This is a genomic window from Sphingosinicella xenopeptidilytica, from assembly GCF_042676985.1.
In the GTDB taxonomy this organism is placed as follows: domain Bacteria; phylum Pseudomonadota; class Alphaproteobacteria; order Sphingomonadales; family Sphingomonadaceae; genus Sphingosinicella; species Sphingosinicella xenopeptidilytica.
In genome coordinates this window covers 319376-335209 of record NZ_JBHTIK010000015.1, presented here as the reverse complement: position 1 = coordinate 335209, position 15834 = coordinate 319376, and the positions used below count along the sequence as shown (strand labels likewise).

At 65.5% G+C, this 15834-nt stretch carries 16 protein-coding genes; 11 read left to right on the top strand and 5 right to left on the bottom strand.

Annotation, left to right across the window (positions count from 1 at the left end):
* Positions 1-3: 3 nt before the first annotated feature.
* Positions 4-1224 (bottom strand): NADP-dependent isocitrate dehydrogenase, encoded by a 1221-nt coding sequence (locus tag ACFQ00_RS18350; protein WP_374593177.1) that lies wholly within the window; start codon positions 1222-1224, stop codon positions 4-6.
* Between the two features lie 161 nt (positions 1225-1385).
* On the opposite strand from ACFQ00_RS18350, the gene ACFQ00_RS18345 reads away from it, so the two are divergent.
* The 3 genes from ACFQ00_RS18345 to ACFQ00_RS18335 all read left to right on the top strand — a co-directional run bounded on the left by ACFQ00_RS18345 (position 1386) and on the right by ACFQ00_RS18335 (position 4944).
* Positions 1386-2192: a phosphatidylserine decarboxylase gene (locus ACFQ00_RS18345; RefSeq protein ID WP_381494354.1), complete on the top strand. Its 807-nt coding sequence runs from the start codon at positions 1386-1388 to the stop codon at positions 2190-2192.
* Between the two features lie 35 nt (positions 2193-2227).
* Positions 2228-3043, top strand: coding sequence for a CDP-alcohol phosphatidyltransferase family protein (locus tag ACFQ00_RS18340; protein WP_381494352.1), 816 nt, complete (start codon positions 2228-2230; stop codon positions 3041-3043).
* A 269-nt stretch (positions 3044-3312) separates the two neighbouring features.
* Positions 3313-4944, top strand: a complete 1632-nt coding sequence (locus ACFQ00_RS18335; RefSeq protein ID WP_381494350.1) for a long-chain-fatty-acid--CoA ligase — start codon at positions 3313-3315, stop codon at positions 4942-4944.
* Here ACFQ00_RS18335 and ACFQ00_RS18330 read toward each other — a convergent pair.
* On the bottom strand, positions 4941-6005 hold the full coding sequence (locus ACFQ00_RS18330) for a PA0069 family radical SAM protein (protein ID WP_381494347.1): 1065 nt from the start codon (positions 6003-6005) through the stop codon (positions 4941-4943). The genes ACFQ00_RS18335 and ACFQ00_RS18330 overlap by 4 nt on opposite strands.
* 55 nt (positions 6006-6060) lie before the next feature.
* Here ACFQ00_RS18330 and ACFQ00_RS18325 point away from each other — a divergent pair, with 55 nt between their 5' ends.
* Entirely contained in the window at positions 6061-6396 is a 336-nt protein-coding gene (locus tag ACFQ00_RS18325) for a VOC family protein (RefSeq protein ID WP_381494344.1), read from the top strand.
* Here the strand turns inward: ACFQ00_RS18325 and moaB are convergent.
* Both moaB and ACFQ00_RS18315 read right to left on the bottom strand, forming a co-directional pair.
* Positions 6393-6920 carry a molybdenum cofactor biosynthesis protein B gene (gene moaB / locus ACFQ00_RS18320; RefSeq protein WP_381494341.1) on the bottom strand — a complete coding sequence of 176 codons (528 nt, stop codon included), beginning with the start codon at positions 6918-6920 and terminating at the stop codon, positions 6393-6395. The two genes, ACFQ00_RS18325 and moaB, sit on opposite strands and share 4 nt — an antisense overlap.
* Positions 6910-7674, bottom strand: coding sequence for a uracil-DNA glycosylase (locus tag ACFQ00_RS18315; protein ID WP_381494338.1), 765 nt, complete (start codon positions 7672-7674; stop codon positions 6910-6912). The genes moaB and ACFQ00_RS18315 overlap by 11 nt, the downstream gene beginning before the upstream one ends.
* A gap of 134 nt (positions 7675-7808) precedes the next feature.
* On the opposite strand from ACFQ00_RS18315, the gene ACFQ00_RS18310 reads away from it, so the two are divergent.
* From ACFQ00_RS18310 to ACFQ00_RS18290, 5 genes are all read left to right on the top strand, one after another.
* The gene (locus ACFQ00_RS18310; RefSeq protein ID WP_381494335.1) at positions 7809-9461 is read left to right on the top strand and encodes an electron transfer flavoprotein-ubiquinone oxidoreductase; all 1653 of its coding nucleotides are present in this window, start codon (positions 7809-7811) and stop codon (positions 9459-9461) included.
* Between the two features lie 10 nt (positions 9462-9471).
* Positions 9472-11145, top strand: coding sequence for a tetratricopeptide repeat protein (locus tag ACFQ00_RS18305; RefSeq protein ID WP_381494331.1), 1674 nt, complete (start codon positions 9472-9474; stop codon positions 11143-11145).
* Complete coding sequence (locus ACFQ00_RS18300; RefSeq protein WP_381494328.1) at positions 11142-11990, top strand: 4-(cytidine 5'-diphospho)-2-C-methyl-D-erythritol kinase; 849 nt, start codon at positions 11142-11144, stop codon at positions 11988-11990. Before ACFQ00_RS18305 ends, ACFQ00_RS18300 begins: the two co-directional genes overlap by 4 nt.
* A 286-nt stretch (positions 11991-12276) precedes the next feature.
* Positions 12277-13143: a CHAD domain-containing protein gene (locus ACFQ00_RS18295; protein ID WP_381494325.1), complete on the top strand. Its 867-nt coding sequence runs from the start codon at positions 12277-12279 to the stop codon at positions 13141-13143.
* A 13-nt stretch (positions 13144-13156) separates the two neighbouring features.
* Positions 13157-13630, top strand: coding sequence for a CYTH domain-containing protein (locus ACFQ00_RS18290; RefSeq protein ID WP_381494322.1), 474 nt, complete (start codon positions 13157-13159; stop codon positions 13628-13630).
* Here ACFQ00_RS18290 and ACFQ00_RS18285 read toward each other — a convergent pair.
* Positions 13624-13836 carry a hypothetical protein gene (locus ACFQ00_RS18285; protein WP_381494319.1) on the bottom strand — a complete coding sequence of 71 codons (213 nt, stop codon included), beginning with the start codon at positions 13834-13836 and terminating at the stop codon, positions 13624-13626. The genes ACFQ00_RS18290 and ACFQ00_RS18285 overlap by 7 nt on opposite strands.
* Before the next feature lie 215 nt (positions 13837-14051).
* Here ACFQ00_RS18285 and rpsB point away from each other — a divergent pair, with 215 nt between their 5' ends.
* Together rpsB and tsf are read left to right on the top strand one after the other, a co-directional pair.
* Complete coding sequence (rpsB, locus tag ACFQ00_RS18280; RefSeq protein ID WP_121048966.1) at positions 14052-14801, top strand: 30S ribosomal protein S2; 750 nt, start codon at positions 14052-14054, stop codon at positions 14799-14801.
* Between the two features lie 103 nt (positions 14802-14904).
* Positions 14905-15831, top strand: coding sequence for a translation elongation factor Ts (gene tsf, locus ACFQ00_RS18275; RefSeq protein ID WP_381494316.1), 927 nt, complete (start codon positions 14905-14907; stop codon positions 15829-15831).
* Positions 15832-15834: the final 3 nt, after the last annotated feature.

Here is a 15834-nt window from a genome sequence, read left to right as displayed (position 1 = left end):
GCGCTAGAATTCCTTGCTCATCGCGGCGTCGAGGTTCTCCACGATCTTCTCGAAGAACTGTTCGGTCGTCATCCACGCCTGATCGGGGCCGATGAGGAGCGCGAGATCCTTCGTCATGTGGCCCTCTTCGACCGTCTCGACGCAGACGCGCTCGAGCAGTTCGCCGAATTTGGTGACATCCGGCGTGTTGTCGAGCTTGCCGCGGTGCTTGAGGCCGCCCGTCCAGGCGAAGATCGATGCGATCGGGTTCGTCGAGGTCGCCTTGCCCTGCTGGTGCATACGGTAGTGGCGCGTCACGGTGCCGTGCGCAGCCTCCGCTTCCACGGTCTTGCCGTCCGGCGTCATCAGCACCGAGGTCATCAGGCCGAGCGAACCGAAGCCCTGCGCGACGGTGTCGGACTGCACGTCGCCGTCGTAGTTCTTGCAGGCCCAGACGAACTTGCCGCTCCACTTCAGCGCCGAGGCGACCATGTCGTCGATCAGGCGGTGTTCGTAGACAATGCCAAGCTTGTCGAACTGTGCCTTGAATTCCTTGTCAAAAACCTCCTGGAACAGGTCCTTGAAGCGGCCGTCATAGGCCTTGAGGATCGTGTTCTTGGTGGAAAGGTACACCGGCCATTGGCGCGCGAGGCCATAGTTGAGTGACGCACGCGCGAAATCGCGGATCGAATCGTCGAGGTTGTACATGCCCATGGCGACGCCCGCGGTGGGGAACTCGAACACTTCGTGCTCGATCGTCTCGCCGTTCTCGCCCGTCCACTTCATGGTGAGTTTGCCGGCACCCGGCACCAGGAAGTCGGTGGCCTTGTACTGATCGCCGAATGCGTGGCGACCGATGACAATGGGGTCCGTCCAGCCCGGCACGAGTCGCGGCACGGACTTGATGACGATCGGCTCGCGGAACACGACGCCGCCCAGGATGTTGCGGATCGTGCCGTTCGGCGACTTCCACATCTTCTTGAGGTTGAACTCTTCGACACGCGCCTCGTCGGGTGTGATCGTCGCGCACTTCACGCCGACGCCAAACTCCTTGATGGCGTTCGCGGACTGCACGGTCACCTTGTCGTCGGTGGCGTCGCGGTTTTCGATGCTGAGATCGTAATACTTCAGGTCGACGTCGAGGTAGGGGAGGATCAGGCGCTCGCGAATCCACTGCCAGATGATCCGCGTCATCTCATCGCCGTCGATCTCGACGATGGGGTTCTGCACCTTGATCTTCGCCATCGATACCTCTTGGTTCGTGTATGGGTTTTTTACTCGCGCAAGCTCTTGGCGGAAACGACGGCCAAGATCAACAGCCACGGGGGTGGCAAAGGCGCGCTCCGCCCGCTTTCTCTTAACCTGCGCGTTGTCATCGCCCGCGCGCAGGGGCTAAAGATAGGCGCATGAACGACACGACACCCCCCGAGCCGCCAGTGACGCCACCCGTAACGCCGCCCGCGCCCGCCGCTGCGGCGCCCGCGCCTGCGCCCACTGAACCAGCGGCGACCTACAAGTTTCCGCCCTCGATTCACCCGGACGGTAACAAATTCGTGGTGCTCGCGGCGGTGCTCACCGGATTCTTCTGGTTTATCGCGGACTGGAACATCCTCGGCTGGCTCTCGGCGGGGCTCACCGTCTGGACGTTCGCTTTCTTCCGCGATCCCGCGCGCGTCACGCCCGAAGGGGCGGGGCTCGTCGTCTCGCCGGCCGACGGACTTGTGTCGCAGATCATGGAGGTTCCGGCGCCACGCGAGATTTCCGGTAGCGAACGCGGCATCGGCGAGGGAACCTTCACGCGCGTTTCGATTTTTATGAGCGTGTTCGATGTCCATGTGAACCGCTCCCCGATCGCGGGTACGCTCCGCGACATCGTCTACGTGCCCGGCAAGTTCCTGAACGCCGAGCTCGACAAGGCGAGCGAGCACAACGAACGTCAGTATTTCGTCGTTGAGGGCACCGACGGGCGCCGCATCGGCTTCACGCAGATCGCCGGCCTTGTCGCGCGGCGGATCATCAAGTTTGTGAACACGGGCGAGAGCATCGGTGCAGGCCAGCGCGTCGGTCTCATCCGCTTCGGCAGCCGTGTCGACGTGTTCCTGCCCGCAGGCACCGTTCCCGCCGTTGCGGTCGGCCAGCGCGCCGTCGCCGGCGAAACCGTGATCGGCCGTCCCGGCGCCCCAGGTGAGCGGCTGCGCGGCGTCAGCCAGTGAAGGTCGATCACGAGCCGCCGCGTAGGCTGAAGCGGGTGATCCCGATTCGGGTGCTGATCCCGAACGCCATCACCATTGCCGCGCTCTGTGCCGGGCTCACCTCCGTTCGTCTCGCCATCGCCGGAGATTTCGACCGCGCGATCCTTGCGATCGTCGTGGCGGGTGTGCTCGACGGTATCGACGGGCGCGTCGCGCGCCTGCTGAAGGGCGCGAGCCGCTTCGGCGCCGAACTTGATTCGCTGTCCGATGTCACCGCCTTCGGCGTCGCGCCTGCGCTCGTCATTTATTTGTGGACGCTGGAGCAGCTTCCGGGCGCGGGCTGGATCGTCGCGCTCGCCCATGCCGTCTGCTGTGCGCTGCGGCTCGCGCGTTTCAACGCCAACCTCGACGTCAGCAACCAACCGCACAAGAAGCACGGCTTCCTCACCGGCATTCCCGCGCCGGTGGGTGCGGGGCTGACGCTAAGCCCGATGTTCCTCTATTACTGGCTGGAGCCGACCCGTTTCGCGCATTATTCGGAGGTCGGTACTGCCGTGACCGCCGTCGTCGTCGGCACGGTCGCGTTCCTGATGGTCTCGAACCTGCCGACCTATTCGTGGAAATCGGTGCGCATCCGCCCCGAATACCGGATCATGGCGCTCGTCGGCGTGGCGCTGTTCGCAGGCGCGCTGCTTTCCGCGCCGTACATGACGCTCTCGTTGATCTCGGTGGTCTACGCCGCCACGATCCCGATGGCGATCCTGTCGTACCGCAAGGTCAGGCGGCAAGCGGCAGCGGCTGCCACTCCCGATATCGCGGAGCCGAGCATGGACGCGGCATCGGCTCAACCGCCGTCACCAGACGCTCCGTAATCACCACATCGATTTCGCCGCGAAGCGCACGCGCAATGACGGCGCGTGCATCTGCGAACATGTGAACAACCACGGCGAGGCTTACGAAAAGCAACAGGCTTGAAAGCGCGGCAGAGAGCATGAAGGCCATGTTTAAACCCCTTTTGTTCTTCTCATGTTCTCTTGTTCCATGTTTGTTCTCTCGTTGTCAAGAGGCCCTCTTGTCAGCGCCGGATTGATCGGCGGCAGGGCTCCGGCTAGCCTCCCGCCGCTCTTTGGGAGGAGTCATCATGTTAGGCGGAATGCAGGACTGGCCGCTGCTGGTCTGGAAACTCATTGATCATGCGGCGCTCAATCACGGATCGCGCGAGATTGTCACCGCGCTTGTGGAAGGCGGCGAAGCCCGTTCGAACTGGCGCGAGGTACGCGAACGCGCATTGAAGGTCGCGCAGTCCCTAAGCCGTCTCGGCATCCGTCTTGGCGACCGCGCGGCGACGCTCGCGTGGAACACGCAGCGCCACGTGGAGTGCTGGTACGGCATCTCGGGCATGGGCGCGGTCGCGCACACCGTGAACCCGCGCCTGTTCGAAGAGCAGATCGTTTACATCATCAACCATGCGGGCGACCGCGTGCTGTTCTTCGATCTCACCTTCGCGCCGCTCGTCGAGCGCATCGCGCCGAAGCTGAATACGGTCGAGCATTATGTGCTGATGACAGGGCGGGCGCATCTGCCCGAAACGAGCATCCCCAATCTTCTCGTCTATGAGGACCTGATCGCGGCGAGCGACGGCGATTTCGAATGGGCGAATATCGACGAACAGACGCCCGCCGGGCTCTGCTACACCTCGGGGACGACCGGCAATCCCAAGGGCGTTCTCTACACGCACCGTTCGAACGTGCTCCACACGCTCGGCGCCAATTCGGCGGATGCCCTTGGCCTCACGTCTTCGACATCGATCCTGCCGGTGGTGCCGATGTACCACGCAAACGCGTGGGGCGTGCCCTATGCCGCCGCCGCCGCAGGCGCCAAGCTGGTGATGGGCGGCGCGCATTTTGATGCGCCGACGCTGCACGGCCTCATCCTGCGCGAGAAGGTGACGCTCACCGCCGCGGTGCCCACGGTGTGGCTCGCGATGCTCCAGCACCTCGAAAAGACTGGCGAAGGACTCGGCGAACTCAAGCGCGTGGTCATCGGCGGCTCGGCCGTGCCGCGCTCGATGATCGTCGATTTCAAGCAGAAGTACGACGTCACCGTCTGCCACGCCTGGGGCATGACCGAGATGTCGCCGCTCGGCACGCTCGGCTCGCTTTCCGCCGAGGCGCTTGAAAAGCCGCAGGAAGAGCAGTTCGATATCCAGACCAAGCAGGGCCGCTCGATCTTTGGCGTCGAGATGAAGATCGTGGACGACAACGGCAACGAGATGCTGCGCGACGGCAAGGCGTTCGGCCACCTGATGGTGCGCGGGCCCTGGATCGTGCGCGAATATTATGCGGGCGATGGCGGTCATGTGCTCGACGCCGACGGCTGGTTCGATACGGGCGACGTCGCCACGATCGACCCCTCCGGCTACATGCAGATCACCGACCGCGCGAAGGACGTGATCAAGTCCGGCGGCGAGTGGATCAGCTCCATCGAGCTCGAAAACGAGGCTGTCGGCCATGCCGCCGTGGCGGAAGCGGCGGTGATCGGCCTGCCGCACCCGAAGTGGGACGAGCGGCCGCTGCTTATCATCGTGCCGAAGGCGGGAACAAACCCGAGCAAGCAGGAACTTCTCGATCACCTCGAAGGCCGCGTCGCCAAGTGGTGGATGCCGAACGATGTCGTCTTCGTGGAGGAAATCCCCCACACGGCAACGGGCAAGATCCAGAAACTGACGCTGCGCCAGCAGTTCAAGGACTACCGCTTCCCGGACGCTGCCTAGAACAAGGAGAACTGCTTCCCCCGCGGGCTGAACAGGTCTGTGCGCAGCGGAACGTCGCGGCGGGTGAGCCCGAAGCGGCGGCGTCCAGCCTGAAAGCGCGCGCGGATCATCGCGGCATAGGCGCCCTGTGGCCTGAAGCGCGCGTGGAAGTCGCCTTCATTGTCCTTGCCGCCGCGCATCTCGCGGATGTGTGCCATCACCCGCGCGGCACGATCCGGCATGTGGGCATCGAGCCACGCGCGGAAGATCGGCGAGACCTCATGCGGCAGGCGGATGAGGATCATCGATGCCATGTCCGCGCCGGCCTTCGCCGCGGCTTCGAGGATCGCCTCGATCTCGTGGTCGTTGATCGCCGGGATGAGCGGGGCGAGCGACACGGAGACGGGCACGCGTGCTTCGGCGAGCGCCTTTACCGCCGCGATGCGCCGATGCGGTGCGGTCGCGCGCGGCTCCAGTGTCTTCGCGGTTTCCGGATCGAGCGTGGTGACGGACACCATCACGGCGGCAAGGCCGCGCTCCGCCATCGGGGCGAGGATATCGATGTCGCGCACGACACGCGCGGATTTGGTGGTGATCATCACCGGGTGATTGGTCTCGGACAGGATTTCGAGGATTTTCCGCGTAGTACCGTATTTCCCTTCCACAGGCTGGTAGGGATCGGTGTTGGTGCCGAGCGCCATCGGTCGGCATTGGTAGCGCGGATTCTCCAGCTCCTTCCTGAGCAGCTCGGGTATGATTTTCTTCACCGTCAGTTTGCGCTCGAAGTCGAGACCCGGCGAGAGACCGAGATAGGCGTGTGTCGGCCGCGCGAAGCAATAGACGCAGCCGTGTTCGCAGCCGCGATAGGCGTTGATCGAGCGGTCGAAGGGGAGGTCTGGCGAGGTGTTGCGCGTGATCGCTGTGCGCGGCGTTTCGTAGCTGATCTCCGTGCGGAACGGCGGCAGATCGTCCTCGGCCGCGGAGTCCAGCCAGTCGCCGTCGGCCTCGCGCGCCAGATCGTCGAAGCGGGTGCTGATCGTGTTCAGGGTTGCGCCGCGCGCGGCGTTGACGCGTCTCGACATTGACAAATCATGCGCATCACTTAAGAACAAATCAAGAACAATAAGGAGAACGGTGATGGCGCGCTTCAACTATGTAGAACTGCCGACGCGCGATATCGCGAAGGCCAAACGCTTCTATGCGGACGCATTCGGATTCAAGATCAACGACTTCGGGCCGGATTATGCCGCGACGGTAACGGGCGACACGGATATCGGCTTCAACGCCACGGGCGAGCACGTGACCGCGCATGTGCTGCCGGTGATCGAGGTCGATGACCTTGAAGCGGCGCGGGCCGCCGTAGTCGCGGCGGGCGGCACGATCAGCCTCGACGTCTTCCCGTTTCCGGGCGGCCGTCGCTTCCACTTTGTAGACCTCGAAGGGCACGAGCTTGCGGCGGTGAAGAGCGACTAGCGCTCTCTCAGCCTCGGCATCAGTTCCACGAAGTTGCAGGGGCGGTGGCGGCTGTCGAGCTGGGTAGCGAGAATGCCGTCCCAGCCGTCCTTTACCGCGCCCGTGGAGCCGGGCAGGGCGAAAATGTAAGTGCCGCGCGCGACGCCTGCGGTCGCGCGGGACTGCACGGTGGACGTGCCGATCGACTGGAAGCTCAGCCAGCGGAACAGCTCTCCGAAGCCCGGAATCTCCTTCTCGCAGACCTCGGCAAGCGCTTCGGGCGTGACGTCACGACCCGTGACGCCGGTGCCGCCGGTGGTGATCACGCAGTCGACCTCCCGGTCGTCGATCCAAGCCGCGAGCTGCTCGACGATGGTGCCAACGTCGTCCTTCACGATCTCCCGCGCCGCGAGGATATGCCCGGCGCCCTGAAGCCGCTCGACGAGCGTGTTCCCCGAGCGGTCGTCGGCGAGGGTGCGCGTGTCGGAAACGGTGAGCACGGCGATGCGGACGGGAATGAACGGCAGGCTTTCGTCAATCGGCATCGAGCTTCGCTTTCACGGCGAGGAGATCGGCCCAAGCGAGGCGCTTCGCGTCGGGCTGGCGCAGCAGGAATGCCGGGTGCAGCGTCGGCATAAGGGGGTAATCTGCGCCTTCCACGGCAAGCGTGCGCCACTGGCCGCGCAGACGCATGATGCCGGTGACGTCACCTGTCAGCGCGCGCGCGGCGCAGGCGCCGAGCGCGACGATCGCCTTGGGGCGCACCAGCGCGATGTGGCGGCGCACGAACGGCATCGTGGTCTCCACCTCCACCGGGGTCGGCGTACGGTTGCCGGGCGGGCGCCAGAAGGTCACGTTGGTGATGTAGGCGGTCGTACGGTTGCGGCCGATCGCCGCGAGCATCCGGTCGAGAAGCTGTCCTGCGGGCCCGACGAAGGGCAGGCCCATGCGGTCCTCCTGCGCGCCGGGCGCCTCGCCGATCAGCATCAGGTCGGCTTCCGGATTGCCATCCGCGAACACCGTACTGACGTTCCCGGTGCGCAGCGGGCAGCCCTCGAACACTTCGACCGCGTGGCGGAGTTCGGCGATCGTCGTGGCCGTGACGGTCGCTGGGCTTGCCGCGCCGGTACGCAGCACAAGCTCCGGTTCGGGTGCCGAAGCAGGGATTTCCCGTGCTGCAGTGCGCGGCGGCGGCGTGCGCCAGTCGCGCGGCGCGTCATCGACAAGCGTATCCACGCCTGCCTCCACCCACCAGCCGAGCGTGGCAAGGAGTTCGTCGCGTTCGTTGCCGTCCAGCACGATGTTCCTCAACCGTCCAATCCACTCTGGCCAAGGCGGGCCTTGCAACCTATCAAACCCGCCAAAACCATTATTGTGTCGTCTGCAATAAGGCGCACAGCTAGAGTTGCAAACGGGGGAAAGGGAAGGAAGCCATGAGCGAACGCGAATCGATGGCCTATGACGTCGTCATCGTCGGTGGCGGACCGGCAGGCCTCGCGTCGGCGATCCGGCTGAAGCAGCGCGCGGCGGCCGAGGGTAAGGAGATTTCGGTCTGCCTGCTCGAAAAGGGCTCCGAGATCGGCGCGCACATCCTTTCGGGCGCGGTGATCGATCCGCGCGGGCTCGATGAACTGCTGCCGAACTGGCGCGAGATGGACGGGCACCCGCTCACCGTCGAGGTGTCGTCGAACCACCACTGGATTCTGACGAAGAATCGCAAGTTCGATTTTCCGCACATCCTGCTGCCGCCGTTCATGGACAACGATGATTGCTACACGGGCAGCCTCGGTAACCTCTGCCGCTGGCTGGGGTCGCAGGCCGAGGCGCTCGGCGTCGAGATTTTCCCCGGCTTCCCGGCCGCCGAGGTGCTGTTCGACGAGAACGGCGCGGTGAAAGGTGTCGCCACCGGAGACTTTGGTGTCGCGCGCGATGGAAGCCACAAGCCGTCGTACCAGCCGGGCCTCGAACTTCATGCGAAATATACGTTCTTCGCGGAAGGCGTCCGTGGCCATCTCTCAAAGCAGTTGAAGAAACGCTTCGCACTCGATGCGAACAGTGAGCCGCAAGTCTATGGAATCGGCATCAAAGAGCTTTGGGATGTAAAGCCTGAGAACCATGACGAGGGCGCCGTCATCCACACGCAGGGCTGGCCGCTCGACGATGCCAACGGCGGTGGCTTCATCTATCATCAGGCGAACGGGCAGGTCGCGCTCGGCTTCGTGACGTGGCTCAACTACCGCAACCCGCACCTTTCGCCGTTCGAAGAGATGCAGCGCTGGAAGACGCATCCGGCGATCGCGAAGATGCTGCAGGGCGGCCGCCGCGTCTCCTATGGCGCGCGCGCGATCAACGATGGTGGCTATCAGGCGGTGCCGAAGCTGGTGTTCCCCGGCGGCGCGCTCGTCGGCTGCGCCGCGGGCTTCGTCAACGTGCCGCGCATCAAGGGCTCGCACACCGCGATCAAGACCGGGCTCATGGCGGCGGACGCGGCGTTCGAGGCGGTAACCGCCGGGCGTGCGCATGACGAGCTTTCCGCCTACACCGCAGCTTACGACGAGAGCTGGGTGAAGAAGGAACTCTTCACCGTTCGCAATACGCTGCCGCTCGTCGAGAAATTCGGCAACCTCGTCGGAACGGCGCTTGCCGGCGCGACCATGTGGCTCGAACACTTCGGCATCCGTATGCCGTTCACGATGAAGCACCACCCGGACAACGAGCAGCTCTGGCGCAAGGAGCACTGCAAGAAGCCGGACTATCCGAAGCCGGACGGCGTGCTGACCTTCGATCGTCTCTCCTCGGTGTTCCTGTCGAACACGAACCACGAGGAGGACCAGCCGGTTCACCTGCAGCTGAAAGACCCGTCGATCCCGATCGCGTACAACCTGCCGCTCTACGACGAACCCGCGCAGCGTTACTGCCCGGCGGGTGTCTATGAGGTCGTGGGGCAGGAGGAAGGCAATCCGCGCTTCCAGATCAACGCGCAGAACTGCGTCCACTGCAAGACGTGCGACATCAAGGATCCGACGCAGAATATCAACTGGGTGACGCCCGAAGGCGGCGGCGGGCCCAATTATCCCAACATGTAGCGAGGTTTCCATGCGTGCAGCCGTAGCCTTCCTCCTCGCATCCGCGCTTGCGGCGCCGGCAGCGCAGGCGACCATGATGCCGGTGAAAGACGCGGACTACGGCAGCTACGTGCAGGGCCACCTCGCGCTCGCGAACGGCGAACTCGGACGCGCGGCGGACTATTTCGCGGGCGCTCTCACCTATGCGCCTGACGATCCGCAACTGCTGAGGCAGACCTTCGACCTCGCCATCGCGGCGGGCGACGAGCCGCTTGCCGTCGGCGTCGGCGAGCGGCTGGCGCGGCAGGACCGCTTCGACAGCGGCGTCACGCTGCTGCTCGTCGCGAACGCCATCAAGACGCGGAAATGGACCGAGGCGCGCGAGGCGACGGCGCGGCTCACCGACGCGGGCTTCGGCAGCTTCATCGTGCCGATCATCGACGCCTGGATTGCAGAGGCGCGCGGCAAAACTGCCGAGGGCATCCGCAAGCTCGACGCTGAAAAGCTCGATGGCTTCGCGCGCACCTATGTGCTGGAGCACCGTGCGCACCTGCTGTTCCGTGCGAAGCGCTATGCGGAAGCAGCTGAAATCTATGACGAGCTGACCAAGGACGACGGCGGCCGCAATGTGCGTATGCGCATCGCTGCTGCACGCGCATTGCAAGCGGAAAAGCAGCCCGAAGAAGCGCTGAAGCGGCTGACCGAGTCGGCGGGACACACCGATGTCGAGACGGCGAAGGCCGCGCTTGCCGCGGGTACGCCGATCGTGGGTATTCCGGCGAACGCCAGCGAGGGCGTCGCGCTCCTCGCGCTGCGCATGGCGGCCGACCTCTCACGCGAGCGGCCGATCCCGGTCGCGCTCACGCTGGCGCGCATCGCGACGATGCTGGCGCCCGATCAGGCTTCGGGCTGGTTGCTGACAACCGAACTTCTCGCGGCTTCAGAGCGTTACGAGGCGGCGCTCGACGCGGTTCGCAAGGTGCGCGGCAGCGACGACGAGAAGGCGATGGCGCTGGGGCAGGAGGCCGCGATCCTCGCGCGCCTCGACCGCGAGCCCGAAGCGATGCAGCTTCTGGAGAACGCCGCGAACGCGCCGGGCGCCCGCGCCGAGGATTTGGCGCGCTACGGCGATGCGCTGCAATCGGCGAAGCGCTTCCTCGATGCCGCCGCTGCTTACGACAAGGCGCTCGCGCTCGGCCCGGCTGACGCGTCGATCGTCTGGCGGCTGCATTTCCTGAAAGGCTCTGCGCTCGAACAGGCCGGCAAGTGGCCCGAGGCGGAGGCGTCGCTGCGCGAGGCGATCCGGCAGCAGCCGGGAGACGCCACGCTGCTCAACTATCTCGGCTACGCGCTCCTCGATCGCGGGCTTTCGAAGCCGGAGGCGCGCCTCCTGATCGAGAAGGCGCACGGGCTCGCACCGGAAGACGGCTACATAACCGATTCGCTCGGCTGGGCGCAGTATCAGGCGGGTGAATATGCAGCCGCCGCCGCAACGCTGGAGCAGGCGGTCGCGGCCGTTGCCGACGATCCCGTCATCACCGAGCACCTCGGCGACGCTTACTGGATGATCGGCCGCCGCATCGAAGCGCGCCACCGCTGGAAGGCCGCGCTCGATGCCGGGCCGACGCCCGAGCGCAAAGGGACGCTCGAGGCCAAGTACGACTACGGCCTCGATCTCGCGCTGAGGGATACGGCGAAGAAGTGACGGGCGAAGCCGCCGCCGAAACCGGCTGGGCGAAGATCAACCTCGCGCTCCACGTGCGCCGCCGCCGTGCGGACGGTTACCACGACATCGAAACCATCTTCGCATTCGCGGATTTCGGCGATGGTCTCTCCGTGCGCGCGGCGGATGACGTCACGCTCACCATCCGCGGCCCGTTCGGCGAGGGCTTGCCCGCGGACGAGAGCAACCTCGTGATGCGTGCGGCACGCGCGCTTGCCGGCGCTCACGGGGTCAGGGTGGGCGCGGCGCTCACGCTCGACAAGCGCCTGCCGGTCGCCTCCGGTATCGGCGGGGGTTCGGCGGATGCGGCAGCGGCGCTGCGTCTCCTGAACCGTTACTGGGAAATCGATGCCGATGATGTGGCGCTGTGCGCGATCGCCGCGACGCTCGGCGCGGACGTGCCCGCCTGCGTCGACAGCCATACACAGCGCGGCGACGGGGTAGGGGAGGAGCTTCGTACGCTAGAAGGCGACGACGTGCGCGGCAAAGCCGTGCTCCTCGTCAATCCTGGCGCACCGCTCGCGACCGGGCCCGTGTTCGCGGCTTGGGACGGCATCGATCGGGGGGCGCTCGCGTTTGGCCCGCCGCTCGCAGCCGCACTGGCGGGCCGCAACGACCTTCAGACGTCTGCCGTATCGCTGTGCCCGGCGATCGGAACGGTGCTGAACGTGCTGGCAGCGCAGCCGGGCGCCTTGCTTGTCCGCATGTCGGGCTCGGGCGCGACCTGCTTTGCGCTGTTTGATACGGATGCAGATGCCGAGGCGGCCCAGTCCGCCATCGCGGCCGCGCATCCGGGCTGGTGGGCGGCCGCGGGCAGATTGCGTTGACTGTCCCGGAATGGGGCGGGCGGTACAGAATCGTCAAAGTGACGTCATTCACAAGTTATTGATTCAAAACGATTGATGTTCTGGCACTTCGCTTGCTGAAGCAAGGCTGGCAGCGCGAGGATGTCTGTATGGACAGGCCCCGCAGCTTTCGGTCTGGGTCGATTGCCTGAGCTGACCCACACCGAGAAACTGACGGCGGAACGCATTGAGTTTGCGTCCGCCGTTTTTTTTTGTGCGCCAAGCGCCTATAGCGGCTTGCTGAAACAAGGCGGAGCGACATCGACCTATGGCCTATCGTTTCGCGCCGGGCGACGCTGGCATCGAAGCCGCGCTGCGCCGGATCGCGGCCGAGCAGCTTGACGGCGCGCTTGCGGCGCTGGCGAGCGCGGACGCCGATCTTGAACGCAGCGTCCACAGCGTCCGCACGGCAACCAAGCGGATACGCGCGCTGTTGCGGCTGCTGCGTGCTGTCTTTCCCGGCTATTCCGAGGCGAACGCGGCGCTGCGCACGCTCGCGGCAAGGCTTGCCGACGTGCGCGAGGCGCAGGTGCTGCTCGCGACCTTCGACAGCGTTGCGGCCGAAAGCGGCGGCAAGACGCTCGCCGCATTCCGCACAGAACTGGAGGCTGACGAGCAGGCGGCGGCTCTGCGCGTGCGCGGTGCGGTGCTTGATGAGACGCGCGCGCGGCTTCTCGCGCTGCGGGCTGCGGCCGGGGAGTGGCGGCTCGAACGCGATGGGTTCGGGGCGCTTCGCAAGGGGTTGCGGCGGACCTGCCGCAAGGCGACAGCGCTGATGGACGAGGCGGCGGGCGGCGATATCGAGGCCTTCCACGAGTGGCGCAAGCACATCAAGGACCACGGCTTTCAGGTGCGCCTGCTCCACGATATCGATTCCGGCCTCGGCGCGCGCGGCGAGATGCTGGGGCGGCTCGGCAATCTTCTCGGCGAGCAGCACGACCTCTGCGCGCTCGAGGCGCGGCTCCACGATCGCAAGGAGAAGGCGCTCAGGCGTCTTGAAAAGGCGGCGACCGAACGGCGGCACGCGCTTGAAAAAGAAGCGTTGAAGCTTGGCGCCGTGCTTTTCGAGGAGCCATGCAAGGCGCGCCTGCGCCGCTGGGAGCGCGCGTGGGGCGGCTGGCGCGACGCCGCGTGATGGCCAGGGTCTGATGGCGCGCGAGATCGAACGCAAGTTCCTGGTGACGGGTGATGGCTGGCGCGCGAGCGTCGTGCGCAGCCGGGCGATGGCGCAGGCCTATATCGCGCGCGGCGAGCACGCCTCGGTGCGCGTGCGGGTCATTGATGATGCGGGCGGCAGGCTTACCATCAAGGGCCGCGTGTCCGGCCTTTCCCGCGACGAGTTCGAATATGATGTGCCGCTCGAAGACGCGCGCGCGCTGATTGCGCTGCGCAGCGGGCGGCTGCTCGCCAAGCGGCGATATGACGTCATCGAAGATGGAAGGCTGTGGGAAGTCGATGTTTTCGAAGGCGAATTTTCCGGTCTGGTAATCGCGGAATGCGAGCTGGAGCGTGAGGATGAAGCCGTGATCCGGCCGGCGTGGCTGGGCCGCGAAGTGACTGCCGATCCGCGCTATTACAATGCGGCGCTCGCTGTGCAGGGGCTTCCGCCCTCAGATCAATAGATGGTGAACACCGGTTTGCTGCGGCGCGCGGACGATGCTTTCGGCGCTTCAAGGGGGCAAGCGCGCGTGCCGGTGTTGATCTGGATCGTGGGCGCGCCGCCGCTGAACAGGACGAACACACTGTTTCGGTCGGCCCGCCCTGTATCGGGAGCCGCCGACCCCGCCGCCGCAGCGGCCATGCCGAGAATAAGCGCGGACTTGAGCATGTCGTCCTCCCAAGACGATCTTTGCGCCTGATACGCAGTACACGGCTTTCATCCCCCGGACAATCGCCGGGACAATCGGCAGGCCGCGCTCACCCCTTGCATTTACCGCCGCGCGGGGCTAAAGGCCGCCGCATTCCACAGATGCGGGAACATATCCGGTGGGCGGTCCGCTGCCTTCCTCCTGCATCGAGGTAAAACCGGAAGGAGAAACGATTATGGCGGCACCCGTCGTCACGATGGCGCAGCTTTTGGAAGCCGGCGCCCACTTTGGTCACCAGACGCACCGTTGGAACCCGAAGATGAAGCCTTACATCTTCGGCGATCGCAATGGCGTGCACATCATCGATCTGTCGCAGTCCGTACCGCAGTTCGCGCGCGCGCTCGAATTCGTCCGCGCCACGGTTGCCGCCGGCGGCAAGGTGCTGTTCGTGGGTACCAAGCGTCAGGCGCAGGAGCCGATTGCGGAGGCCGCGCGCCGTTCGCGTCAGCACTTCGTGAACCACCGCTGGCTGGGCGGTATGCTCACCAACTGGAAGACGATCTCGCAGTCGATCCGCAAGTTCAAGCAGCTCGAAGAGCAGCTTGCCGGCGACACGCACGGCCTCACCAAGAAGGAAGTGCTGAAGATGACGCGTGAGCGCGACAAGTTCGAAGCCTCGCTCGGCGGTATCCGCGACATGGGCGGCCTGCCCGACGTCATGTTCGTGATCGACACGAACAAGGAAGACCTCGCCGTCAAGGAAGCCAACGTGCTCGGTATCCCGGTGATCGCGATCCTCGACACGAACAGCGATCCGAGCGGCATCGCGTTCCCGATCCCGGGCAACGACGACGCCTCGCGCGCGATCCGCCTCTACTGCGATGCGATCGCGGACGCGGTTCTCGGTGGCAACCAGAACCGTCAGCGCGATCTGGGTGCGGACCTCGGTGCAGCGGCTGAGCCGCAGGCCGAAGTCGCCGCCTGACGCCCCACGCGCCGCTTTTCGGGCGGTGTGTCACAAAACGGAAGGGGCGGCGCCGTAACGGGCAGCCGCCCCGCCTCATTCAAAGACAGAAGGGATTAAGCACATGGCCGAGATCACGGCACAGCTTGTGAAGGATCTGCGCGAGCGCACCGGCGCCGGCATGATGGACAGCAAGAAGGCGCTCACCGAAACCGGTGGCGATTTCGAAGCCGCGGTCGATTGGCTGCGTGCCAAGGGCCTCGCCACCGCTGCCAAGAAGGCGGGCCGTACGGCCGCCGAAGGTCTCGTCGGCGTCGCCACCAGCGGCACGAAGGGCACGGCGGTCGAGGTGAACTCGGAAACCGACTTCGTTGCGAAGAACGACATCTTCCAGGGCTTCGTGCGCGAAGTGACCGACCTCGCGCTCGCGAGCGGCACCACGGACGTCGCCGCGCTCGGTGCACAGAACACCGCCGCCGGCAAGCCGGTCTCGGAAGCGCTGACGGACAACATCGCGAAGATCGGCGAGAACCAGTCGCTGCGTCGCATTGCGCAGGTCTCGGTGCCCGCGGGCGTCGTGTCGTCCTATGTGCACAACGCCGCCGCGCCGGGCCTCGGCAAGATCGGCGTGCTCGTCGCGATCGAATCGACGGGCGATGCCGCCCAGCTCGAAGCGCTCGGCAAGCAGCTCGCGATGCACATCGCGGCCGCGAACCCGCTGGCGCTCGACGAGACGGGCGTCGACCCGGCCGTTGTCGAGCGTGAGCGTTCGATCGCGCGTGAGAAGGCCGCGCAGTCGGGCAAGCCCGCCGACATCGTCGAGAAGATGGTGGAAGGCGGCGTCCGCAAGTTCCTCGGCGAATCGACGCTGCTCGGCCAGATCTTCGTGATCGACGGCAAGAGCAAGGTGTCGGATGTGGTCGCCAAGGCCGCGAAAGACCTCGGCACGCCGGTGAAGATTGCCGAGTTCGTGCGCTTCCAGCTCGGCGAGGGCATCGAGAAGGAAGAGACCGATTTCGCGGCTGAAGTTGCCGCCGCCGTCGGTCGTTAAAAT